This is a genomic window from Brevibacillus nigriterrae (assembly GCF_049846925.1).
Lineage (GTDB): Bacteria > Bacillota > Bacilli > Brevibacillales > Brevibacillaceae > Brevibacillus_H.
On record NZ_JBNCMT010000010.1, the window covers coordinates 1 to 23,217 of the forward strand.

Consider the following 23,217-nt stretch of genomic DNA (forward strand, 5'->3'; position numbering starts at 1 on the left):
TTGTAGTTCGGGATGGTTCCAAGGCTTGTCTTACCGAATTTCGGGGTATACAAATTCAACTGGTTGACGTGACTCTTCAGTCCGTCAGCAGGATTGTACTCTTCCTTGTTCACACCTCGAAGAGAGTATACAGCACCATTTTCTGCCGTAACTTTCCCTTGGAACCCGAACTTGGTGATTGCTGCGGTTCGATCACTCGTGATCCCCAGACTGTACCAATAAGGAATATGTCCCATAGATGAGACAATTTCCTTGTCTTTCATTACTATTCCAAAAGGAGCGCCACGCTTGGCTGTATTAAAAAAGTCCGCATTTACTGCAGCAATTGCTCCTGTTTCATTCGCCATTTGAGAAACCGTTTGTTTACTCGTCAACTGTTGCTTCGTGCCGTATACAGGCTTTACTTCAACATAGGGGTTATTTAAATCTACTTTGGTTACGTAGATAGAAGCAGTCTTGTCGCCATATGCTTTGGAATATTTCGTCAAGGTCGTTCCTTCACCTATCGTTGTCTGCCATCCTACAGCAAGTGAACCTGTAGCATTAGCCGCATAAGCCATGTCAGAGACTGCCGGGAAAATTGCTCCCCACGCCAAAACCGTCGCAGCAAAAAAGGACAGAGCCTTTTTCGTCAGCTTCTGGACATTCTTCTTCATTATGTAACTCCTCTCCAGCCAATCTATTTCTCTATGGACACTCGATCCAATTTATAATTCTATAATGATTATAATGGTATAGACGTTTTTAAACGCACGGAAGTTTCAGTAAATTTAAAGTAAAAAGAAAGGGACGCCATGGGGACGCCCTTTTTTGGGAACTAAATTTATTTGGTCTTTCCCGGACGGAAAGGCTCAGGTCGTTCTGACCGCTTGCCAAAATGATGAAGGATTGCTTGCACGATACGTTCAGATGCAAAACCATCTCCATACGGATTGGCTGCTTGCGCCATCGTTTCATATGCCACTGAATCTGTCAGGAGTTCATTTGCCAGGTGATACACCTGATCCTCATCCGTGCCAGCCAGTTTCAATGTGCCCGCCTCTATGCCTTCTGGTCGCTCTGTCGTGTCGCGAAGCACGAGTACGGGAACACCGAGAGACGGTGCTTCTTCCTGTACTCCACCTGAATCTGTCAAGATCAGATGCGCACGGCGAGCAAAGTTGTGGAAATCAAAGGCATCAAGCGGTTGAATCAAATGAACACGGTCATGACCAGCAAGAATTTCCTGGGCAACTTCCTGAACGGCCGGGTTCAAATGCACAGGATAAACAACAACAATATCCTCATGCTCATCGATCAATCGGCGCACCGCACGGAAAATGCGTCGCATCGGCTCACCCAGATTTTCTCTGCGGTGGGCTGTCATCAATACCATCTTTTTCCCCTGAACTTGTTCAAGGACAGGGTGTTGATAGTCGTCACGAACCGTCGTATGCAGGGCATCAATTGCCGTATTCCCCGTAATGTAAATAGCCTCTTCCGGTTTATTCTCCCTGCGGAGGTTGTCGGCTGAACCATCTGTAGGAGAGAAGTGTAAATCAGCCATGACTCCTGTCAATTGACGATTCATCTCTTCCGGGAATGGCGAGTATTTATCCCAAGTACGCAGGCCTGCTTCCACATGTCCTACGGCAATCTGATTATAAAAAGCAGCCAGGCTCGCAACAAAAGTCGTCGTTGTATCACCATGCACCAGAACAATGTCAGGCTTTGTCTCTTTCATGACCTGGTCAAGGCTTTCCAATGCTCGAACGGTAACATCGACAAGGGTTTGTCGGTCTTTCATAATATTTAAGTCAATATCCGGTTCAATCTCGAAGATCTCCAGAACTTGATCAAGCATTTGACGATGTTGTGCTGTCACACAGACAATCGGTTCAATGGAATCCGGGTGTTTTTTCAGTTCATGAACTAATGGAGCCATCTTGATCGCTTCAGGACGGGTACCAAATACAGTCATTACTTTCACTTTATCCATGATTGCACCTACTTCGTTCCGTACAAGCGATCCCCAGCATCGCCCAGTCCTGGAACAATATATCCGTGGTCATTCAGTTTTTCATCCACGGCTGCTACAAAAATGTCTACGTCAGGATGATCTTCCTGCACCAATTGCACGCCCTCTGGAGCAGCAATGAGGCACATGAGCTTGAGGTTTTTCGCACCACGTTTTTTCAATGCAGTCAGTGCGACAGAAGCAGATCCACCTGTTGCCAGCATCGGATCGATTACGATTAAATCACGCTCTTCGATATCAGTCGGCAATTTTGCATAGTATTCAACTGGTGTCAATGTTTCAGGGTCACGATAAAGTCCGATATGACCAACCTTCGCAGCAGGAATTAATTTCAGAATTCCATCAACCATACCAAGACCTGCACGCAAAATCGGAATCAGCCCTACTTTTTTGCCAGAAATCACTTTGGCATTGCAAGGTCCAACCGGTGTTTCGATTACAGTGTCCTCCAATGGCATATCACGAGTAATCTCATACGCCATCAATGTAGCTACCTCATCGACCAGTTCACGGAATTCCTTTGTACCAGTGTGCTTGTCACGGATAAAAGTAAGCTTATGCTGAATTAGTGGATGGTCAAAAACGTAGACTCGACTCATTTCATTTCCCCCGTTTCCGTTGTCCTCACAACAGGATTTTTTACACAGTTTTGTCCAACCGAAGTCCTTGGCTGGACATATCCTTCTTATCATAATGGAGCAAAGAGGGAACGTCAATTTTTTGGAAAATTGGATAAGAAGAATGCCATCACGGCAAAAAACCTCCTGCTTTCACACAGGAGGCTACTGACCTTGTTAGGTTTAAAACCTTATACTTCGAGTCCTTCGTACATAGGGAAACGAGCGCACAGTGCAGCAACGCGCTGACGAGCTTCCTCGTGTTTCGCCGCATCTTCTGGGTTCTTCAATGCTAAAGCGATAATTGCCGCAACTTCTTTCATCGCTTCTTCATCAAATCCACGAGAAGTTACTGCAGGTGTACCCATGCGAACACCGCTAGTGACAAATGGGCTTTGCGGATCGTAAGGAATCGTGTTTTTGTTGGTGGTGATGTTTACTTCGTCAAGAATATGCTCGGCTACTTTACCGGTTAATTCGAGATTGCGAACATCAACCAGAACCAGATGGTTGTCTGTGCCACCAGAAACGAGCGTCAATCCGTTTGCGATCAAAGCATCAGCAAATGCCTTCGCATTGGCAACGATTCGATTCGCATACGCTTTGAATTCCGGCTGCAATGCTTCACCAAAAGCAACCGCTTTTGCTGCGATGATGTGCATCAATGGACCACCTTGCACACCTGGAAACACTGATTTGTCAATTGCTTTGGCAAACTCTTCCTTGCAAAGAATCAAACCGCCACGAGGCCCACGAAGAGTTTTATGCGTAGTTGACGTTACAAAGTGAGCATGTGGAACCGGATTTTGGTGAAGTCCAGCAGCAACCAGACCAGCAATATGAGCCATATCGACCATGAAGTAAGCTTCCACTTCATCGGCAATTTCACGAAGCTTCGCAAAATCGATGGCACGTGGGTAAGCACTCGCTCCCGCTACGATCAATTTTGGCTTATGCTCAAGAGCTTTGGCACGGACAACATCATAATCGATTTGATGCGTATTTTCGTCTACACCATAATCAACGAAATTATAAAGAGAACCAGAGAAGTTAACCGGGCTACCATGAGTCAAGTGACCACCATGGGAAAGATTCATACCGAGTACCGTATCCCCTGGTTTCAAAATGGTGAAATAAACAGCCATATTCGCCTGTGCACCTGAGTGAGGCTGAACATTGGCGTGTTCCGCTCCGAAGAGTTCTTTCACGCGATCACGAGCAATATTTTCAGCGATATCGACATATTCACAGCCACCGTAGTATCTGCGTCCTGGATATCCTTCTGCATATTTGTTGGTCAAAACGGTTCCGGCTGCTTCCATAACTGCACGGCTAACGAAGTTTTCAGATGCAATCAATTCAATTTTGTCACGCTGTCTGCCAAGTTCCAAGCGTACTGCTTCCGCTACTTGCGGGTCCTGCTTTTTAAGAAACTCAAACATACTTATCTCCTCCTGAAATATGTATTCATTTAAGAGCAACTAGTATTGGCTTGCGTTATTTCATAGACTGCTCTGGCCCCACCGATTAGTTTGGGACGAGTGTAGGCTGCCGTTACATGTGCTTCTCCAATCAAACGCAGACTGGGACGAACAGGTACTGCTACCCGCTTCAAGTGCATCCCGATAAATGTATCTCCGATGTCGATTCCTGCATCGGCTTGAATGCTTTCGACTACAACGGAGTCGGACAGGTGTCTGAATGCATGCGCTGCCATAGATCCACCTGCAGATGGTACAGGAATGACAGTCACTTCATCGAGGCGGAGTTGATTCATCGTCGATCTCTCCACAACGAGCGCACGGTTCAGGTGTTCACAGCATTGGAAGGCAAGATCAAGCCCATGCGTGTCTGCAACTTCCTTTATTCCTTGAAAAAGAACAGAAGCAACCTCTTCACTGCCTGCCTTACCAATCAGTTTACCCACGACTTCACTGGTACTGCATCCAATAACGAGCACCTTGCCAGAGGAAAGGGAGGCCATTTCTACAACATCAGATACTACGGTTTTCACTTGTTGCAGAATAGTTGAGAGGTCCACTCTATTTCACTCCCGTGTGTTTTTGTTCAATCTCCTTGATTTTTTCTACTCTCTTCAAATGGCGTCCGCCTTCAAATTCGGTTTCCAGCCAGATTTTCACAATGTCCAATGCAAGGCCTGGTCCGATTACTCGTTCACCCAGAGCAAGGACATTGGTATCGTTGTGTTGGCGAGTAGCCTTTGCAGAAAACGTATCGTGAGCAAGAGCACAGCGAATACCTTGTACTTTATTTGCCGCAATTGACATTCCTATGCCTGTCCCACAGACCAGAATTCCTCGATCAAATTCTCCTGCTGCAACTTTCTCGGCAACAGGCAAGGCGAAATCAGGATAGTCAACTGAAGCTTCGCAATCACACCCGAAATCTTCATAGGCGATTCCTAGGGTATCGAGAAGCTTTTTAATTTCTGCTTTTAGTTTAAAGCCACCGTGGTCAGCAGCTAACGCAATTTTCATGATGTAACCTCCGCTTATAGTTTTATATATTATACCTTAATTGTTGAAAATGAAATAGCTACAGCGACATTATTTCTCAAAAATTAAGCAAAACGTGTACATTCTATTGGTACCTTACATAAAACGTTCGTATTTAGCACACAAAAAGAAAAGCTTCTCAACCGAAGCTCCTTTCCATTATTCAGATACTTTGGTGGGTGTTACTTTCTTAAGCAGCAATTCAACTGCTTCCTTAATTTCTTCTGCACACTTCTCATAAATGCTCAAGCTTCCCCCGTATGGATCCGCTATGTCCTGATCGCCCGCAAGTTCGACGTACTCTTTGAGCGTATATATTTTCCGTGTGGATTGCGGAAACCAATCACGGATGGTTGTCTTGTGGGATACTGTCATGGTTAAAATAATATCTGCCCAAGAAATCAAATCATCATTGAGCCTTTTTGATTGATGTTGATGATCGATTCCACTCGTGACAAGTACAGTTTGTGCATGTCTGGAAGCCTGCGCCCCATCCATTGCTGCTATGCCTGCCGATTGCACCAAAATGGAGTTTATCGAATTCTGCTCCAGTTTGGCACGAAATAACGCCTCTGCCATCGGGCTTCTACAGGTATTACCCGTGCAAACAAATAAAATATTCATACGTATCACCTCTAGCAATCAAAAATGAGTCCTTAGTCCTTTATAGCATAAACCGAATTCCGAAGACTAATAATATAATTCCACCCAATACCTCGCTATACTCGCCCAGCCATCCCCCGAAACTGCGACCTAACAAAAGACCACAGCCTGCCATCATGCCTCCCATAACTCCGAACAGACTGACGGCCAGAAACGTATTGACCTCCACAAGCCCAAATGAAAAGCCTACCGACAGGGCATCCAGACTTACGCTAAAGGCAAATAAAAACAGCCCGAGTCCCTTGGTTTGCATGACACTCGTTTCTTCTGAACGGAAAAACCCATTCCACAGCATATGCAAACCCAATATCATTAATACACCGCCGCCAATGATGACAGCGATATCTCCAATCTTATCTGACAGATAAATACCTATGCCAATTCCAAGAAGTGGCATACCGACGTGAAAAAGACCAATTGTAATACTCACCTTGAGGATCTCTTTCAGGCGCATTCCTACCATGCCTACCCCAATACCCAAGGAGAACGCATCCATTCCAAGTGCACCAGCAACCATTAAAAGCGTTAAAAACTGCCCCCATTGGAATAACGTAATATCCACTAATAGCCACCCTCCCCGTCATTTCACATTATGCGGACAAGGAGGGAAAGATTCGTATCAAACCTTGATTATCTTATGTCCAGCGGCTTTTTCCAATCGATTCATGATCGCTAACCCTAGACCATCTTTGGATACTGCCTTAGCCACCATAAATTGAACATGCATTTCATCAAACTTGCGGAGTGTCGCATACAACTCCTGGGCCATGCTGGAGAGATCCGACTGTGACCCACAGGCAAGCACGACATCAGCCACCTCGACTTGCTCCCAATGTTCAACCATTTCGCTTACGGTCAGCACACCGGTTTTTCTCCCCGCTTTTTTCGCTTCATCCAGCATGAGCTCCATTTGCTCATAAGCTGCCTGATCGTCACCAGAAACGATCCACAACTCACCCTCTGGAGCATAATGCGTATATTTCATTCCTGGGGAACGAGGCTTCTCTTCACTCGTTACAAGGAAAGCAGGATCAAGCTGAACTTCTCCGACCACTTCTGCCAGTTGCTCTCTGGTAACGCCGCCTGGTCGCAAAATCATCGGCGGTTCTACTGTCACATCGAGAACGGTCGATTCAACCCCTACTCCAGTGTTGCCTCCATCGACTATTCCGGCGATTTTTCCCTTCAAGTCTTCCCATACATGCGCCGCCGAGGTAGGGCTAGGTCGTCCAGAGCGGTTGGCACTAGGCGCAGCGATAGGTACACCCGCTTCTTTTATCAATGCTAGAGCAATAGGGTGATCTGGCATTCGTACACCGACAGTATCCAGATTTGCCGTAACCTTCGATGCAACAGCTTCTGTTTTTGGCAAAATGATCGTAAGTGGCCCAGGCCAAAATGCTTGCATGATCAGTCGTGCCTTTTCAGGGACTTCTCTCACAATCAGCGGAAGCTGCGATTCGTCACCAATATGAACAATCAACGGGTTATCACTCGGTCTGCCTTTTGCGATAAATATTTTCTCTACTGCTTCATCACTCAATGCGTTCGCTCCCAGTCCATATACGGTTTCGGTTGGAAAAGCGACAACCTCTCCCTCACGCAACAGGTGGGCTGCATCCACAATTTGTGCACAAGCTGGATTTTTCTCCACATTTTTATCCACATTCCAAACTTTCGTATCCATTAAATAAACCCTTTCATTCCGTTGATATACAACGCTTCGTCACCCTAGTATAGAATCTCCCTCCCTAGTTTTCAACAGCCTGTGAATAACTTGTGAATAACTTTGGAATAACTACGATCAAAACCCACCCGTCAATGGCCCCAAACTTATAAAAAAAGCCCACCCATTATGGGCAGGCAAAGGGGGGACATAAGATAGGTATCAATTAAAAGAATGCCACAAGTTTATCCCACAGGTAGAATCGAACCTCGATTTCTGGCTTTTCTACCGAAGCTGTTGCTTGGGAATCCGCCTCCATTTGAGTATCATTCTGATCCTCAGCTTGCATCTCTTCATCCTGTGTACGTTCCTCATCTAAAACAGGTTCCGGTTGTTTATCCACAGATTCCACAGTTTCCTCTTTTTCGTCTGAGAGTTGTACAGGTAGCTCTGACTGTTCTTCTTTCATTTGAACAGCATCGCCATTGGACATATCGATGAAGCAGAGTGGCGGAAATAGCACACACCACCAGTTTTGGCCTTTGGCTTCGCCGATTCGGACACGTACTGCTTCATAGTTACCCGCCGGATAAACATAGGAGCCATATAATTTGGTCGGAAAAGGTACACTGCCAAAGTCTACTACTGCTTTATAGGTAAAACCATGTTGCTTAATGGTCTCATCAACTACTTGTTGCAGTTCAGGTAATTTACCTGACACAAATGAGTGAGCTTCGTCATAAGAATCCAGCTCTTTTGCCCATTGGTTCATCTGCTCAACGATGGAATCACGCACTTTTCGCTTCAGCCATTGATCCTGAAATGAATCACTATTCGCAATAATTCGCAGGCGAATGGATTCTTGCGGAATTGGCCCGTTACCTTGGATATCGGCTGCAGCTAACCGTTGATTTTCCCAACTCATGATCGCAAGAATGAACGCAAACAGGATAAAAAAGAACCGTTTCATAATGACCGTCTCCCCTCAAAATTCACTAACGGTGTGTTGATACTATCTCTCTAGCCGTCAGTATGGACAGGGAAACTATCATTTATTCACGGTTCAGAATTTTTCTTTTTCAGATTACTAGAATCGCTGATTTACTTGCTCCATCCGAGGACAACTCGTTCAATTCCTGCCAAATCAGGTATGATTCGGGTCTCTTGAATGACTCCCGATGCAAGCAGCAACTTCTCCACATCCTGAGCCTGATGGATACCTACCTCAAATCCAACCAGGTTGACTGATTTTAAGATAAGGGGCAAATCCCTGCAAATCCTCCGATAGCAGTCAAGCCCATCCTCTCCACCATCCAACGCAAGCCTCGGTTCATGCTCTCGCACTTCAAGATCAAGAACATCTACATCAGTGGAAGGAATATAGGGAGGATTGGAAACGAGAATATCCACACGCTGATTCGCAGCAAGTAACGGTTCAGTCAAATCTCCCTGTAAAAACGAAACCCGGTCCGTTACACCCAATCCATGGGCATTTTGCTTGGCGATGGAGATTGCATCTGTGGATAAATCGACAGTAGTCACCTTCCATTGTGGACATTCGCTGGCAATTGTGAGCGAAATAGCCCCACTCCCCGTTCCAATATCCACAACTTCAAGTTGATCGTCTGCAGACCAAATCTGCTGAGCGCTCTTCAAAACCTCTTCAATCAAAATTTCCGTCTCTGGGCGAGGGATTAGTACACCAGGAGCAACCATAAATTCCCGACCATAGAACTCCTGCTTGCCTAACATGTATTGAATGGGCTCATGTTGTGCACGGCGCTGGCATAATGCTACCAACTCCTGGACTTTGTCATTTGTGATCGGCTCGGGCAAGGAAATCAAAAATGACGTTCGATCCAGATCAAGTATATGCCGAATAATCAATTCTGCTTCAAACCGAGGGTCTCGACTCCCTGCTTCAGCTAAAAAAGAAGAAGCCCACACGAGGGCTTCACGAATCGTAGTGATGTTCATCGAATTATGCGGAAGCACTACTTTGCATTAACTCCGTCTGTTCATGCAAGATCAATGTGTCGATAACCTCATCAAGGTCACCTGCCAAAATCGAGTCGAGACGGTGCAAAGTAAGTCCAATACGATGATCGGTTACACGACTTTGTGGGAAGTTGTACGTGCGAATGCGTTCACTTCGGTCACCAGTACCCACCAAGCTCTTTCTTGTTGCATCTTGTTCTGCCATTGCCTGTTGCTGATGGAAGTCAAACAAACGTGCACGCAGAACCCGCATTGCTTTATCCTTGTTGGAATGCTGTGATTTCTCGTCCTGACAGGAAACCACGATTCCCGTTGGAATATGTGTTAAACGCACAGCAGATTTGGTGGTATTAACGCTCTGTCCACCGGCTCCGCTGGAACAGAAAGTATCCACACGAATATCCTTCTCGTTCACTTCAATTTCCAAATCTTCAATTTCAGGTAACACGATCACAGTGGAAGTAGATGTATGGATACGACCACCTGACTCCGTTGAAGGAATACGTTGCACACGATGGGCACCAGATTCAAACTTCAATTTGCTATACGCACCACGGCCATTTACCGAGAAAATAATCTCTTTGTAACCACCGATATCTGTTGCATTAGCTTCCATAACCTCTACCTTAAACCCATGACGCTCAGCAAAACGTGTATACATACGGAATAAATCAGAAGCAAACAACGCTGCCTCATCTCCACCAGCAGCTCCACGAATCTCAACGATTACGTTCTTATCATCATTTGGGTCTTTTGGAAGCAATAATATTTTCAGCTTTTGTTCAAGCTCTTCCTTGCGCTCCGTCAATTCTGCAATTTCCATCTTGACCATTTCACGCATTTCATCATCGAGCTTCTCATCAAACATAGCTTTTGCATCTTCGAATTGCTGAACAACTGATTTATATTCACGATAGACGGTAACCGTTTCTTCGAGAGAGGACTGCTCCTTGGATAAATCCCGTAATTTTTTATTGTCACTGATGACATCGGGGTCACACAAGAGGTTTGTAACTTCCTCATACCGTTCTTCAACAGCAGATAAGCGATTTAACACCGTAATTCACCCCATCTTAAAAAAATGCTCATAACAGCATAATTATAGGGGAAATCCGTCAATAAGTCAAAGAGTATGGCGTGGATATGTTCGATACTCCATCGGTTTTATCTTCTGTGATAGCCATCGTTTGATGTAATGTGAAAATCATATCTGGGTGATTTTTGGCTTAATGCTCGTATTACCTGTTGTTCTATATTTCTTGCTTGTCCTGCTGTAACATTCGGAACCAGATCAAGCGTAACAAAGGCATTACCCCCGTCGATTGAAATCCGGGCATTCTCTACTCCTGGCACGCTCTTTGCCATCATTTGCATATTGCGAGTGTCATTTCCGATATTCTGGACATCTTGATGACCGATAACCAGGTTTGGATTATCGTTGCGTCCCATCAATTTATCCCGATCTTCCATCCGATGTCTTTCACGATCAATCACATCATTGTTGCCATCAGGTAACAATGGGAGCGTTTGAGTCTGGTCCAGGCTGCGCACCCCTGAACTCCGTGCGTCTGGTGTGGAAGTAGAATTACAACCTGTCACTACAGTCAAAAGGCACACCGCTAGACCGACCGAAAGAACTCTATTCTTTGAGGCTTTAATTTTTCGCATAATAAAAGCCACCTCCTGTATACACCATAGTTTGTGCAGGAAGTGGCTTATTATCCTTTTAGATGATGTTCAAAAAATCCGGGAAACTTAACATTCAATTTCTTCGGCAAGCACTTCTTCTGTTTGAGCCGATGAGCTTATGATTGGAGGATTGTAATAATGGCGGCGACAGACACTGCTATACGTTTCTTCTCCACCAATTTCGATGGTTTGTCCAGAATAAACAGGCTCTTTGTCCTTGAACTTCAAGATATGTGTCGCTTTTTTGTTGCAGTAGACACATACCGTTTTAATTTCTTCAATTTTGTCTGCTTCACACAGTAAATGCTGGCTGCCTTCAAACAGCTCATTTTTAAAATTCTTTAATAGTCCATAAACAATAACAGGAATATTCAGGAGATCAACAATGCTTACCAGTTGTGACACATGCTGTGGATGTAAGAACTGCCCTTCATCAATTAAAACGCAATCAGGTTTAATGTCTTGTTCCTGCACAATTTGATAGATATCCGTATCGTTTTGAATGGGTGTGGCTTCACGGCTGACACCTACCCGGGAAGCTACCTTTCCAACGCCATACCGGTCATCAATCGCTGGAGTTAAGACAATCACTTTTTTCCCTGATTGTTCGTAATTATGGGCTACGGTTAGTAGTTGAATTGATTTGGACGCATTCATTGCCCCGTATCGAAAGTACAATTGTGCCACTTGTTTTTCCCCCCAGGCTGCTATTTCTTGTGAAAAACGTCTCGACGTTTTTCATAAAAGTGGATGAGACCGCTTGTGGGCAACAAAACGGCCATGACCGTTTTGTTATTAATCCTTACCCGGTTTCAACAGCCAAATATCATCATATCATCTCTGTAATTTGAAGCCAATGAGGAACAAGAAAAAAAGAAAACCAGGCAGTTAAACTACCTGGTTCTTTGTTTAAATTAAGAAAGATTGTATTTGCGTTTGAATTTATCTACACGACCACCAACATCGATAAACTTCTGTTTACCAGTGTAGAAAGGATGGCAGTTAGAGCAAATCTCTACACGCAGAGCTTGTTTCACGGAACCGGATTCAAACTCGTTACCGCATGCACATGTAACAGTTACTGTGTTGTACTTAGGATGAATACCTTGTTTCATCAATTACACCTCTTTCCGCCCTGAATCGTTACCCGAAACAGAGTTATATAAACGCACATGAAAAGATATTATCATGTTCATAATTTGAATGCAATAGCTATATCTTACAGCAAAATACAGTTATAACTGATTTTTTTCTCGGCGCATGGCCTCAGGCGGAATATGGGTAAATGATCCGATGACAACATCAGGCAGTTCCTGCTGGTAAATTTCAATGGCCTGCTTCATTCCGAATATTTCCCCCTGTGCTTTCGGGATCATCTCCAAATAGCTGTCCGGGTCAATATTCAGATTGCGAAGCTGGATCAATTTGATTCCCGTCCGGCGAATGAATTCAATCATCGCTTCCATCTCTTCTTCGCGGTCAAACACCCCCGGGAAGCAGAGATAATTGATCGAAGTATATACTCCCCTGCTGGAAGCATACTCGGCGGACCTTGCTACATTTTCCAACGTATAGCCACGAGGGCGATAGTAGGCATTGTAATGCTCTTCAATGGCACTGATCGAACTGATCCGCATCAAATCAAGGCCTGCGTCGACAATTCCTTTAATATGGTCGGTTAAACCGGCATTCGTGTTAATGTTAATGAACCCCAAATCGGTTTGCTCGCGAACACGGCGCATGGCAGGAATTATAATGGATGCCATAGTTGAAGGCTCACCTTCACAGCCCTGCCCAAAACTGATAATGCTCTCAGGACTTTGTAGGTGACGCACCATGACTTCAACCAGTTCGTCCTCTGTCGGTTTAAAATTCATCCGAGTCTGTGGAGCAATGAATCCACTGTCATCTGGCTGTTCAGAGATACAGCCGAAACAGCCTGCATTACAGGTGTATGAAACAGGCAATGCTGCTTCCCAACGGTGGAAAAAGTTGTTGGATGCAGTCAAGCACTCATATTCAAGAGCACAATGGGACAAGTGCTGATAGATGCGATTCTCGGGGAATTGCTCTACTGTCTTCTTCACTAATCCTCTCAGCTCATCCATCGGATAGTTCAGCGGATTCCATTTCAGCGGTTCATCACTTTTGCGGCCCGCTACCCAAAACTGGTCATCTTTCCAGACGACTGCGGTGTAACCGAATAACGGGAATTTCTTTTGTTTATCGCTCTTTAGATAACCCGGTAAAAGCAGGCGGGTAAATCCTTGTGGCAGTAACGCACCCACTGCTGTATAACCTGCCAATTTTGTCATTTCACCTGTCTCAGGATCCATGCCAATCGGTTCTGTATCAGGAAGGATTACTAGAGTAGCTCCTTCCGGTAATGGTATCAATTCTTCTTCCAATATCTCGGTCAACATGTCACCGTTTCGAGCAACTGCCCAAAGCTCCGGATGATCATAGACTTGGCCGCATGCGTCTGCGTATACCAAATTCATCGTATACAATCCCTTCATTTTAGCTGAGGAAATTGTAACGTATTCATCGGACAATGTAAACGCCACCCTCGATTTGGAAGTGTTCGATTCGACTTCATTTATCTCTTTAGATATCGAAGCGGATTGATTGGAACATCGTCCTGACGCACTTCAAAATGCAAATGGTACCCCGTAGAGTCTCCCGTCCGTCCCATGTATCCGATTCGCTGACCCCGCTCTACCATTTCACCAATCTGTACTATAATTTTGCGCAGATGAGCGTAATAAGTCTGCAGTCCGTTCCCGTGATCAATAATGACCATGTAGCCGTATCCGTCGTGATTGGCTCCTGCATCTACTACGACACCTTCTTTGGCTGCGAGAATCTCTGTCTTGCCCTTGGCTTCGTTCCATAAATCCATGCCTTTATGCAGCCTTCCCCATCTCATACCAAAATTGCTTGTAATCGTCGCTCTCTCTACTGGCCAGTCCATTTGTCTGCTTCGTACTGCACTTCTACTCGCTGCTTGTGCCATTTGCTTTCGAACGGCAAGGTTCCCCGAGAGTGTCGGCTTTGCTGCTGCTATCGGAATTTGCAAAACCTGTCCAACGTACAGACTATCAGGCAACACCTGGAGCAACGGGTTTCTCGCAATGAGCTTTTCCAAAGGGATATCATATCTCCTGGCAATCTGGTCAATCGTTTCTCCCCTACTTACGGTATGTGTAACATGGTTTTGACCAATAACCAGCTTCATCCCAATACCAACCATATGGGGATTCAAGATTTTGTTCTCTTCTATTAATTCTCGTAAGGTAATTCCATACTTTTGGGCAATTTCTGAAAGAGTATCTCCTTGTTGAACCGTATACGATATAGCAGAACTTTGGTTGGTTGTGAGAGACGTAGATGATAAAGAGGCAAATGGATTAAATGCTTGAAATATGGTTTTCTCAATAACGGTTTGTTTTGCCTCATCTGCATTGGAAAACGTCATTGGTACTTCCGAGTATCCCATCACCGCATTCCTCCTTCACATCATATCCTTTCTATTGGTATGCAAAAGTGCCCAAAAAAAGAACGGCCTCTATTTGGCCGTTGTGGTAGAAGGTTTTGACGTTCTCGTTCTAGTAGCTGTTGATGTACCAGACTTAGGAGCCTCTGTTTTCGCAACAGGTTTCGCTTCTGATTTTGTATCTGGCTTGGTCTCTTTGATTGAATCAAGGAAAGCAGCATTCGTTTTGGTATCCTGTAATTTTTTCAGGAAGGATTCAACAAACTCCTGGCTTTCTGTCATATTTTTGCGAATCGCCCACAACTTGTCCAGCTCATCCTTAGACAGCAGCAGCTCTTCTCTGCGCGTTCCTGAGCGTCGGATATCGATTGCAGGGAAAATGCGGCGCTCTGCCAGTTTACGATCCAGGTGAAGCTCCATGTTCCCGGTACCCTTGAATTCTTCATAAATGACATCGTCCATTCTCGAACCTGTTTCAACAAGGGCGGTTGCCAGGATAGTCAAGCTGCCTCCTTCTTCAATGTTGCGTGCTGAGCCAAAAAAGCGCTTGGGACGATGGAAAGCTGCCGGATCAATACCGCCAGAAAGCGTACGGCCACTTGGAGGAATTACGAGATTATAGGCACGAGCCAAGCGAGTAATGGAATCCAACAAAATAACAACGTCTTTTTTATGTTCGACCAGACGCTTTGCTCGTTCCAATACCAATTCAGCTACTTTGATATGATTCTCTGGCAACTCGTCAAAGGTAGAAGCAATGACTTCTCCCTTTACTGAGCGCTGCATATCGGTAACCTCTTCCGGACGTTCATCAATCAAAAGAACAAACAGGGAAATATCGGGGTGATTTTCGGAAATACTGTTTGCTATCTCTTTGAGTAGGATGGTTTTTCCAGCTTTCGGAGGTGCGACTATCAGACCACGTTGACCCAAACCAACCGGTGCCAGCAAATCCATGATACGGGCAGATATCTTCGTGGGTGAAGTCTCTAGAACGAGCTTTTTTTGAGGATAAAGCGGTGTAAGGGCGGGAAAGTGAAGGCGCTCAGAAGCCAATTCGGGGTCTTCTCCGTTTACAGCTTCTACTTGCAGCAAGCCGAAATAACGTTCATTTTCTTTAGGAGGTCGGACTTTCCCCGAGACAAGATCACCGATTCGCAAATCAAATCTACGAATTTGTGACTGAGAAATATAAATGTCCTCTGAACTTGGCAAATAGTTGATGGGGCGCAAGAATCCGTAGCCTTCTGGCAATATATCGAGAACGCCTTCCATAAACATCAATCCGTCACGCTCTGCTCTTGCACGTAAAATCGCAAAGATTAATTCCTTTTTCTTTAATTGGGAGTAAGACGTGATCTGAAAATCTTTAGCGAGTTTATACAACTCGGTTAGCTTTAATTCTTCTAACTCTGATAATAACACTGATTATTCCACCACTCTTTACGTCTTCTCTTCACTTATTCTAGCCTAGAAATTACAATACAAGTCTTGGTTTCCGCTCTAACCGGTGGTTTCCTTCAATGAAACGTACGGTTCCAGTTTTGGCACGCATAACGACAGAGTGGGTTGTTGCACGTGTACCTTGAAAACGCACACCACGCAGCAGTTCTCCATCCGTAACACCAGTTGCTGCAAAAATGGCGTCGTCACCTTTGACCAGGTCATCCATGAAAAGAACCTGATGTGGATTTAAGAGGCCCATCTTGATACAGCGTTCTTCTTCCTCTTTGCTTTGCGGCAGCAGTCTTCCTTGGATTTCTCCGCCGAGACATTTAAGTGCCACTGCGGCAAGAACACCTTCAGGAGCTCCACCTGATCCAAATAAAATATCCACTCCGGTATCAGGAAAAGCAGTTGCAATCGCAGCAGCTACGTCCCCGTCCGGGATCAATTTGATGCGAGCACCCGCCTGGCGAATCTCGTTGATTACTCTTTCATGACGATCACGGTCAAGTACGATAGCAACAAGATCACTTACATCCTTGCCTTGTGCTTTTGCAACCGCCTTGAGATTATCGATCACAGGGGCATTGATATCCACTTTGCCTACTGCTTGCGGTCCTACTGCAATTTTCTCCATGTACATATCAGGAGCATGCAGCAGATTGCCACGGTCTGCAATCGCAATAACCGAAATGGCATTCCAGGTTCCCTTTGCTACAATGTTCGTACCTTCGAGTGGATCAACCGCAACATCAACCAACGGGGCAGTCCCTTGACCGAGTTTTTCTCCAATGTAAAGCATTGGAGCTTCGTCCATTTCCCCTTCTCCAATTACGACAATCCCATCCATCGGAACGTTCTCAAATTCTTTACGCATTGCCGAAGTAGCCGCTCCATCTGCCTCGTCTTTTTTTCCTAACCCCATCCAACGGGCTGAAGCCAATGCTGCAGCTTCGGTTACACGTACCAATTCAAGCGTTAAACTACGCTCCATCTTCAATCTCTCCTTTTAGGCGAGCCAGAATTATTTCTCTTTACATTCAGTATGCTTATGATTCGATCGCAGAGTGTCCGCTCCCAGATTACGCAGCTTGCCCACTAGGTTTTCGTAACCCCGGTCAATATGAGACAACCCTTCGATTTCTGTAATCCCTTCTGACACCAGTCCTGCGATGACCAAAGCAGCTCCTGCTCTCAGATCGGATGCGATGACTTTGGCACCCATCATTTTCTTGCCGCCTTCAATCACTGCAGATCTTCCTTCAATCTTAATCGTGGCTCCCATTCTGCGAAGTTCATCGACATGTCGGAACCTTGATCCATATATATTATCCGTGACGATGCTAGACCCTTTGGCTTGCGTCAACAGCGTAGTCATTGGCTGCTGTAAATCCGTCGGAAATCCTGGATACGGATTGGTCTTCAGATCAATCGCACGGTATTTCTCCTGCCCAATCACGCGCACACTATCATCTTCTATTTCTACTGTGACACCCATTTCACGCAGCTTAGCTATGACCGGTTCCAAGTGCTTTGGAATGACATTTTCGACAACGACATCCCCACGAGTAGCAGCAGCCGCAATCATGTACGTCCCTGCTTCAATCCGATCGGGAATAATTGTATGTCTACAGCCTTTCATCTGGGTAACACCCTGGATGCGAATGACGTCTGTCCCGGCACCCTTGATGTTGGCACCCATGTTCGTCAAGAGAGTCGCCACATCGACAATTTCCGGCTCCCGTGCTGCATTCTCAATAATCGTCAAACCTTCTGCACGTGTAGCAGCCAACATAATATTGATGGTTGCTCCCACACTAACCATGTCGAGATAAATTCTAGCGCCTTTCAGCTTGTTGGCCTTAACGGTCATGACACCATTCCGATTCTCAACTCGTGCGCCTAATGCCTCAAACCCTTTGATATGCTGGTCCACTGGGCGAGGGCCCAAATCACAGCCACCAGGCAAACCGATTTGTGCTTCACCAAACTTGGCAAGCAATGCACCCCATAAATAATATGATGCACGCAGTTTTTTAATTCGACCGTTTGGCATGACAACCTTTTGCATGGAACGAGAGTCAATTTCCATCCAATCGTCTTCAAATAGTACATCTGCCCCCATCTCACGCAGGAGTTCAACGTAGATCTCCACATCTTGAATATGCGGCAGATTCTCAATAACTACTGGCCCGTCTGCGATTAGTGCTGCTGGTATTAATGCAACAGCGCTGTTCTTCGCTCCACTGATAGCCACTTTTCCTGTAAGTGGCTTGCCTCCCCGTACGATCAGTTTCTCCATTGTTAGCTCTCCCCAGGTATTCTCTCATTCTTTGATAGTTGACATTCTCGAAAGGAGCACCTTCTCCTCCGGGAAAAGGTGCTCCACCATTCAACAACTGATCAAGTGCTACTTTTGCATCGTTCCCCAATCGGCAAGGAATTTTTCAATACCGCTGTCCGTCAAAGGATGCTGTAAAAGTTGCTTGAACACTTTATAAGGAATAGTCGCAATATGAGATCCACGACGTGCTGCTTCCGTCACATGAAGCGGGTGGCGGATGCTTGCTGCAATGATTTCTGTTTCGATATCGTGAATAGCAAAAATATCAGCGATCTCTGAAATCAATTTAAGCCCATCGTGTCCGATATCATCCAAACGTCCTAAAAACGGAGAGACATATGTAGCTCCAGCTCGTGCTGCCAAAAGTGCCTGGTTCGCATTGAAAATTAAGGTTACGTTTGTTTTAATTTTCCGCTTCGCCAATGCTTTGACTGCTTTCAAGCCATCTTCAGTCATTGGAATTTTCACGACGATGTTTTTGGATAATGAAGCGAGTTTTTCACCCTCTTCAATCATTCCTTTGGCATCTGTACTGATTACCTCAGCACTGATCGGACCATCCACAATATCAAATATTTCCTTGAGCGTCTCGATAAAGTCTCGACCCTCTTTTGCTACAAGGGATGGATTCGTTGTTACACCTGCAACAACACCCCAATCATGAATCTCACGTATCTCTTCAACATTGGCTGTATCTATAAAAAATCGCATGGGCACCCTCCTAATTAGGCACGGTTGCTGCTACCAAATAAACGCATTTTGCCTTTAACAACCTCTTTAATCGCTGCACGAGCTGGTGAAAGGTATTTGCGTGGGTCAATCTCGTTTGGTTTTTCAGCTAATACTTTGCGAACAACCTCTGTGCATGCTACCTGATTTTCAGTATTTACGTTGATCTTACCAACACCAAGTTTGATTGACTCAACAATCGCTTCATCCGGAACACCTGATCCACCGTGCAACACGATAGGTGCTCCAATGTTCGTTGCCACTTTTTCAATGATATCGTAGTGAATTTTTGGTACGCCTTTATACATACCGTGCGCAGTACCAACGGCAATCGCCAAATAATCAACTTTGGTTTCTTCCCAGAAACGAATCGCTTCTTCTGGTTTTGCCAAAGCTGCATCTGCTTCATCTACAGAAACGTCGTCTTCCGTACCACCGATTGTGCCCAATTCGCCCTCAACAGAAACACCAACCGCATGAGCAGCTTCTACCACTTGTTTGGTCAAACGGATGTTTTCCTCAAATGAGTAGTGAGAGCCATCAAACATAACAGATGAGAATCCAGCACGGATGCACTTCATTACAACATCAAAGCTGCTACCATGGTCCAAGTGAAGTGCTACAGGTACACCTGCGAGTTCTGCAGCTACTTTTGACATAGCAACTGTATAATCAATTCCCATGTAACGCATAGCACCTTCAGATACACCAAAGATAACAGGAGACTTTTCTTCCTTTGCCGCTTCTGTGATCGCCTGTACGAACTCAAGATTGTTAATGTTAAATTGGCCTACCGCATATTTATTTTTTTTCGCATCTTCTAAAAACGCGGTCATAGGTACGAGTGGCATAATAATCCAATTCCTCCTCAAGTGGTCTGGTAACAACTTGGCTTATTATACCACAAGCAGTCTTTTCTTAACAGAATGCTTTTAGCCTGCCAATTGCTGATTGACCACATGACGGAGCTCATCGATATCGAACGGTTTTGTGAAGTGGGTAAGGGCCCCCAGTTGGGTAGCTTCCTTGATCATATCCAGCTCACCATAGGCAGTCATCATGATGACTTTTATATCCTGATCAATTTTTTTGATGTGCTTGAGTATCTCGATTCCGTCCATTCCGGGAATTTTCATATCAAGAATGACGAGATGCGGCTGTTCTTTTTGAACGATTTCCAAAGCCTGCTTTCCGTTTGCAGCTTGAAATGTTGAATATCCTTCTTTACCTAATACCTCATACAAGAGAATTCGGATTCCATACTGATCATCCACTACTAAAACCTTTTTCTTTTGCATGCTTATTTCCCCCTAGAGAAGATGATTAGGTCCATTCTGCTTAACAGTTTTAACAGTTTTGTAGCTCCTTAGTAAAATTCTCTAGTTAACAGGAAATTCCTCCCTGTTCTATCAAGAAAAGATAGTTTGCAGAAACTAAACGATGGAATATCTGTAAACAAAAGGGAAATGCTTTAACGCATTCCCCTTTACTCTTTTCAATTATTTTTTATGTTGCAAGGATGCCTTCACGAACTCACGGAATAATGGTTGTGGTCTGTTCGGGCGAGAAGTGAACTCTGGATGGAATTGCGTTGCCAGGAACCATGGATGAGCTGGTACTTCAATAATCTCAACCAGTCTTCCATCAGGCGATGTTCCTGAGAAAGAGAGTCCTGCTTGCGCCATTTGATCACGGTATTCGTTATTCACTTCGTAACGATGACGATGACGCTCATAGATTAAGGTGTTGTTGTATGCACGCTCTGCCAAGCTGCCAGCAATTGCTTTCGTTGGCCCGAGTCCAAGACGCATGGTTCCGCCCATGTCCTCGATCTCTTTTTGCTCTGGAAGCAAGTCAATAACTGGATAGTTGGTGTTTGGATTGATTTCGGAACTGTTTGCATCTGCCATTCCAAGAACATGGCGAGCATATTCAATTACTGCGATTTGCATACCAAGACAGATTCCCAAGAATGGAACATTGTTTTCACGAGCATAACGAGTGGCTGTAATTTTCCCTTCGATTCCTCGATCACCAAATCCGCCTGGTACGAGAATTCCGTCAACGTCTCCCAGTAATTCCGCTACATTGTCACTTGTAACGTCTTCTGCGTTCACCCACTTGATATCTACATCAGAATCGTTGGCAAAACCTGCATGGTAAAGCGCTTCTGCAACAGAAAGGTAGGCATCGTGCAACTGTACGTACTTACCTACGATAGCAATTCGAGTGGTTTCCTTGAGGTTCTTGATTTTTTCTACCAGAGCCTTCCACTCAGTCATATCCGCTTCTTGACAGCTCAATCCCAAGTGATTGCAGACATAATCGTCCAAGCCTTGCTCTTGGTAGAACAACGGCACTTCATACAACGTTTCTGCATCTATACCTTCAATTACTGCATTTTTATCAATGTCACAGAAAAGTGCCAGCTTGTCCTTCATATCTTGTGAAAGAGGTTGTTCTGTACGTGTAACAATGACATTTGGTTGAATACCCAAGCTACGCAATTCTTTTACACTGTGCTGGGTTGGTTTGGTTTTCATTTCTCCGGCTGCCTTGATGTAAGGGATCAGTGTCACGTGGATATACATGACGTTTTCACGACCGATGTCGCTTTTGATCTGACGAATTGCCTCGAGGAACGGCAAGCTCTCAATATCACCAACAGTACCACCGATCTCGGTAATCACGACATCAGCACCTGTTTCACGTCCGGCACGGAAAACTCGCTCTTTGATTTCGTTCGTGATGTGTGGAATTACCTGTACGGTTCCACCCAAATAATCACCACGGCGCTCTTTGGCAATTACAGAGGAATAGATTTTACCGGTAGTCACGTTGGAGTTGGCACTCAGGTTAATGTCAATAAAACGCTCATAGTGTCCCAAGTCCAAGTCTGTCTCTGCCCCATCATCCGTTACGAAAACCTCACCGTGTTGGTATGGGCTCATCGTACCCGGGTCTACGTTGATGTATGGGTCGAACTTTTGGATAGTCACTTTCAATCCTCTGTTCTTCAACAGACGCCCCAATGAAGCTGCTGTAATCCCTTTTCCAAGTGAAGAAACAACCCCACCTGTTACAAAAATATACTTCGCCATCAATCTTGTCCCCTCTTTCCCTGTTCCGCTACGATCGTAGAAAAAAATGCGTATATTAGTCAGGATAGCTTCCAAAAAAAAGAAAAAAACAAAAGCGCTACCTAGCCCATGATAACGGGTAGGGGTCACTTTTGTTTATTAGCTTTCCATATTTGGCATTTCTTCATGTGAAGCCCAAGCAGTATTTTATAATGTCTCGGAAGGGAAAGTCAAGGCTACAAAAAACTAATCTTCATCATTTTCTTCGTCGACATCATCGTCGAGCATTTCTTCTTCCTCATCCATTATATCTTCGTCTTCTTCGTCAATTTCTTCGTCGATATCTTCTTCATCAGCTAATTCGTCGTCGATAAATTCCTCGTCATCATCAAATACAACGAGGTCATCCTCTTCTTCAAATACTTCTTCAATTTCATCTTCCATCTCATAATCGTCATCAAAGTCGTCAGTAATAATTTTCTTCTTCTTGCCGCCGCCCTCTTGGCTCTCTTCCACTGTCTCGGTAGGATACCAGCGTTTGAGACCCCACATATTGTCACCAAGGCAAACGAAACGGCCATCGATGTTTACTTCCGTGTAAATCTGAGCGATCATGCTCATCATTTGTTCATCGGACATATTGCGCAGTGAAGCAATTGCCCCCATCAGTTCACGAAAATTATACGGGCGATTCTGCTCTTTAAGAAGTTCAAATGCGATGTCAACCAGCGCCATCTCATACAGTTTTTCTTTATCGATACTTTGAAGTGTTTGACTCAAGACGTGCACGTCCTTTCACAACAATAACTTGGCTATCATACAGTATTCCTCATTTTAACCTAAAATGCAAGAGTTTCAAACCAGACTCTTCCATTCGTTCAAAGGACACGCACTTTCACGGAAAAACGACAAGTATCCCTCGGCAATTTTGCACCGAGGGATATTTTATAAGTTTG

The 23,217-nt window shown here is 44.9% G+C and carries 24 protein-coding genes and 1 pseudogene; all 25 read right to left on the minus strand.

Annotation, left to right across the window (positions count from 1 at the left end):
- Positions 1–656 (minus strand): annotated as a pseudogene (locus ACPW7N_RS09340) (phosphodiester glycosidase family protein); the annotation flags it as partial.
- Positions 657–823: 167 nt separating this feature from the next.
- Positions 824–1,978 carry a non-hydrolyzing UDP-N-acetylglucosamine 2-epimerase gene (gene wecB / locus ACPW7N_RS09345; protein WP_425650794.1) on the minus strand — a complete coding sequence of 385 codons (1,155 nt, stop codon included), beginning with the start codon at positions 1,976–1,978 and terminating at the stop codon, positions 824–826.
- Between the two features lie 8 nt (positions 1,979–1,986).
- Complete coding sequence (gene upp / locus ACPW7N_RS09350; protein ID WP_425650795.1) at positions 1,987–2,616, minus strand: uracil phosphoribosyltransferase; 630 nt, start codon at positions 2,614–2,616, stop codon at positions 1,987–1,989.
- A gap of 209 nt (positions 2,617–2,825) precedes the next feature.
- The gene (locus tag ACPW7N_RS09355; RefSeq protein ID WP_425650796.1) at positions 2,826–4,076 is read right to left on the minus strand and encodes a serine hydroxymethyltransferase; all 1,251 of its coding nucleotides are present in this window, start codon (positions 4,074–4,076) and stop codon (positions 2,826–2,828) included.
- 29 nt (positions 4,077–4,105) lie between these two features.
- Positions 4,106–4,675, minus strand: coding sequence for a TIGR01440 family protein (locus ACPW7N_RS09360; protein ID WP_425650797.1), 570 nt, complete (start codon positions 4,673–4,675; stop codon positions 4,106–4,108).
- Position 4,676: 1 nt separating this feature from the next.
- Positions 4,677–5,132: a ribose 5-phosphate isomerase B gene (gene rpiB, locus ACPW7N_RS09365; RefSeq protein ID WP_425650798.1), complete on the minus strand. Its 456-nt coding sequence runs from the start codon at positions 5,130–5,132 to the stop codon at positions 4,677–4,679.
- A 177-nt stretch (positions 5,133–5,309) separates the two neighbouring features.
- Positions 5,310–5,774 carry a low molecular weight protein arginine phosphatase gene (locus ACPW7N_RS09370; protein WP_425650799.1) on the minus strand — a complete coding sequence of 155 codons (465 nt, stop codon included), beginning with the start codon at positions 5,772–5,774 and terminating at the stop codon, positions 5,310–5,312.
- A 40-nt stretch (positions 5,775–5,814) separates the two neighbouring features.
- A complete protein-coding gene (locus ACPW7N_RS09375; protein WP_425650800.1) occupies positions 5,815–6,375 on the minus strand; it encodes a manganese efflux pump MntP in 561 nt (186 codons plus the stop codon).
- 57 nt (positions 6,376–6,432) lie between these two features.
- Positions 6,433–7,500 (minus strand): L-threonylcarbamoyladenylate synthase, encoded by a 1,068-nt coding sequence (locus ACPW7N_RS09380; protein ID WP_425650801.1) that lies wholly within the window; start codon positions 7,498–7,500, stop codon positions 6,433–6,435.
- Between the two features lie 205 nt (positions 7,501–7,705).
- Positions 7,706–8,449 carry a stage II sporulation protein R gene (gene spoIIR / locus ACPW7N_RS09385; RefSeq protein WP_425650802.1) on the minus strand — a complete coding sequence of 248 codons (744 nt, stop codon included), beginning with the start codon at positions 8,447–8,449 and terminating at the stop codon, positions 7,706–7,708.
- Between the two features lie 131 nt (positions 8,450–8,580).
- The gene (gene prmC / locus ACPW7N_RS09390; RefSeq protein ID WP_425650918.1) at positions 8,581–9,456 is read right to left on the minus strand and encodes a peptide chain release factor N(5)-glutamine methyltransferase; all 876 of its coding nucleotides are present in this window, start codon (positions 9,454–9,456) and stop codon (positions 8,581–8,583) included.
- A gap of 4 nt (positions 9,457–9,460) precedes the next feature.
- The gene (prfA, locus tag ACPW7N_RS09395; RefSeq protein ID WP_425650803.1) at positions 9,461–10,534 is read right to left on the minus strand and encodes a peptide chain release factor 1; all 1,074 of its coding nucleotides are present in this window, start codon (positions 10,532–10,534) and stop codon (positions 9,461–9,463) included.
- Positions 10,535–10,641: 107 nt separating this feature from the next.
- Positions 10,642–11,145, minus strand: coding sequence for a sporulation protein (locus tag ACPW7N_RS09400; RefSeq protein ID WP_425650804.1), 504 nt, complete (start codon positions 11,143–11,145; stop codon positions 10,642–10,644).
- Between the two features lie 87 nt (positions 11,146–11,232).
- On the minus strand, positions 11,233–11,853 hold the full coding sequence (locus ACPW7N_RS09405) for a thymidine kinase (RefSeq protein WP_425650805.1): 621 nt from the start codon (positions 11,851–11,853) through the stop codon (positions 11,233–11,235).
- A 227-nt stretch (positions 11,854–12,080) separates the two neighbouring features.
- Entirely contained in the window at positions 12,081–12,281 is a 201-nt protein-coding gene (rpmE, locus tag ACPW7N_RS09410) for a 50S ribosomal protein L31 (protein WP_425650806.1), read from the minus strand.
- 120 nt (positions 12,282–12,401) lie between these two features.
- A complete protein-coding gene (locus ACPW7N_RS09415) occupies positions 12,402–13,667 on the minus strand; it encodes a radical SAM family protein (protein WP_425650807.1) in 1,266 nt (421 codons plus the stop codon).
- A 98-nt stretch (positions 13,668–13,765) separates the two neighbouring features.
- Positions 13,766–14,665: a LysM peptidoglycan-binding domain-containing M23 family metallopeptidase gene (locus ACPW7N_RS09420; RefSeq protein WP_425650808.1), complete on the minus strand. Its 900-nt coding sequence runs from the start codon at positions 14,663–14,665 to the stop codon at positions 13,766–13,768.
- Between the two features lie 69 nt (positions 14,666–14,734).
- A complete protein-coding gene (rho, locus tag ACPW7N_RS09425) occupies positions 14,735–16,087 on the minus strand; it encodes a transcription termination factor Rho (RefSeq protein ID WP_425650809.1) in 1,353 nt (450 codons plus the stop codon).
- 52 nt (positions 16,088–16,139) lie between these two features.
- The gene (gene glpX / locus ACPW7N_RS09430) at positions 16,140–17,102 is read right to left on the minus strand and encodes a class II fructose-bisphosphatase (RefSeq protein ID WP_425650810.1); all 963 of its coding nucleotides are present in this window, start codon (positions 17,100–17,102) and stop codon (positions 16,140–16,142) included.
- A 30-nt stretch (positions 17,103–17,132) separates the two neighbouring features.
- Positions 17,133–18,410 (minus strand): UDP-N-acetylglucosamine 1-carboxyvinyltransferase, encoded by a 1,278-nt coding sequence (locus ACPW7N_RS09435; RefSeq protein ID WP_425650811.1) that lies wholly within the window; start codon positions 18,408–18,410, stop codon positions 17,133–17,135.
- Between the two features lie 108 nt (positions 18,411–18,518).
- Positions 18,519–19,163: a fructose-6-phosphate aldolase gene (gene fsa / locus ACPW7N_RS09440; protein ID WP_425650812.1), complete on the minus strand. Its 645-nt coding sequence runs from the start codon at positions 19,161–19,163 to the stop codon at positions 18,519–18,521.
- A gap of 14 nt (positions 19,164–19,177) precedes the next feature.
- The gene (fba, locus tag ACPW7N_RS09445; protein WP_425650813.1) at positions 19,178–20,032 is read right to left on the minus strand and encodes a class II fructose-1,6-bisphosphate aldolase; all 855 of its coding nucleotides are present in this window, start codon (positions 20,030–20,032) and stop codon (positions 19,178–19,180) included.
- Between the two features lie 81 nt (positions 20,033–20,113).
- Entirely contained in the window at positions 20,114–20,479 is a 366-nt protein-coding gene (locus tag ACPW7N_RS09450; RefSeq protein WP_425650814.1) for a response regulator, read from the minus strand.
- Positions 20,480–20,680: 201 nt separating this feature from the next.
- On the minus strand, positions 20,681–22,282 hold the full coding sequence (locus ACPW7N_RS09455; protein ID WP_425650815.1) for a CTP synthase: 1,602 nt from the start codon (positions 22,280–22,282) through the stop codon (positions 20,681–20,683).
- 225 nt (positions 22,283–22,507) lie between these two features.
- On the minus strand, positions 22,508–23,041 hold the full coding sequence (gene rpoE / locus ACPW7N_RS09460; RefSeq protein ID WP_425650816.1) for a DNA-directed RNA polymerase subunit delta: 534 nt from the start codon (positions 23,039–23,041) through the stop codon (positions 22,508–22,510).
- Between the last annotated feature and the right edge of the window lie 176 nt (positions 23,042–23,217).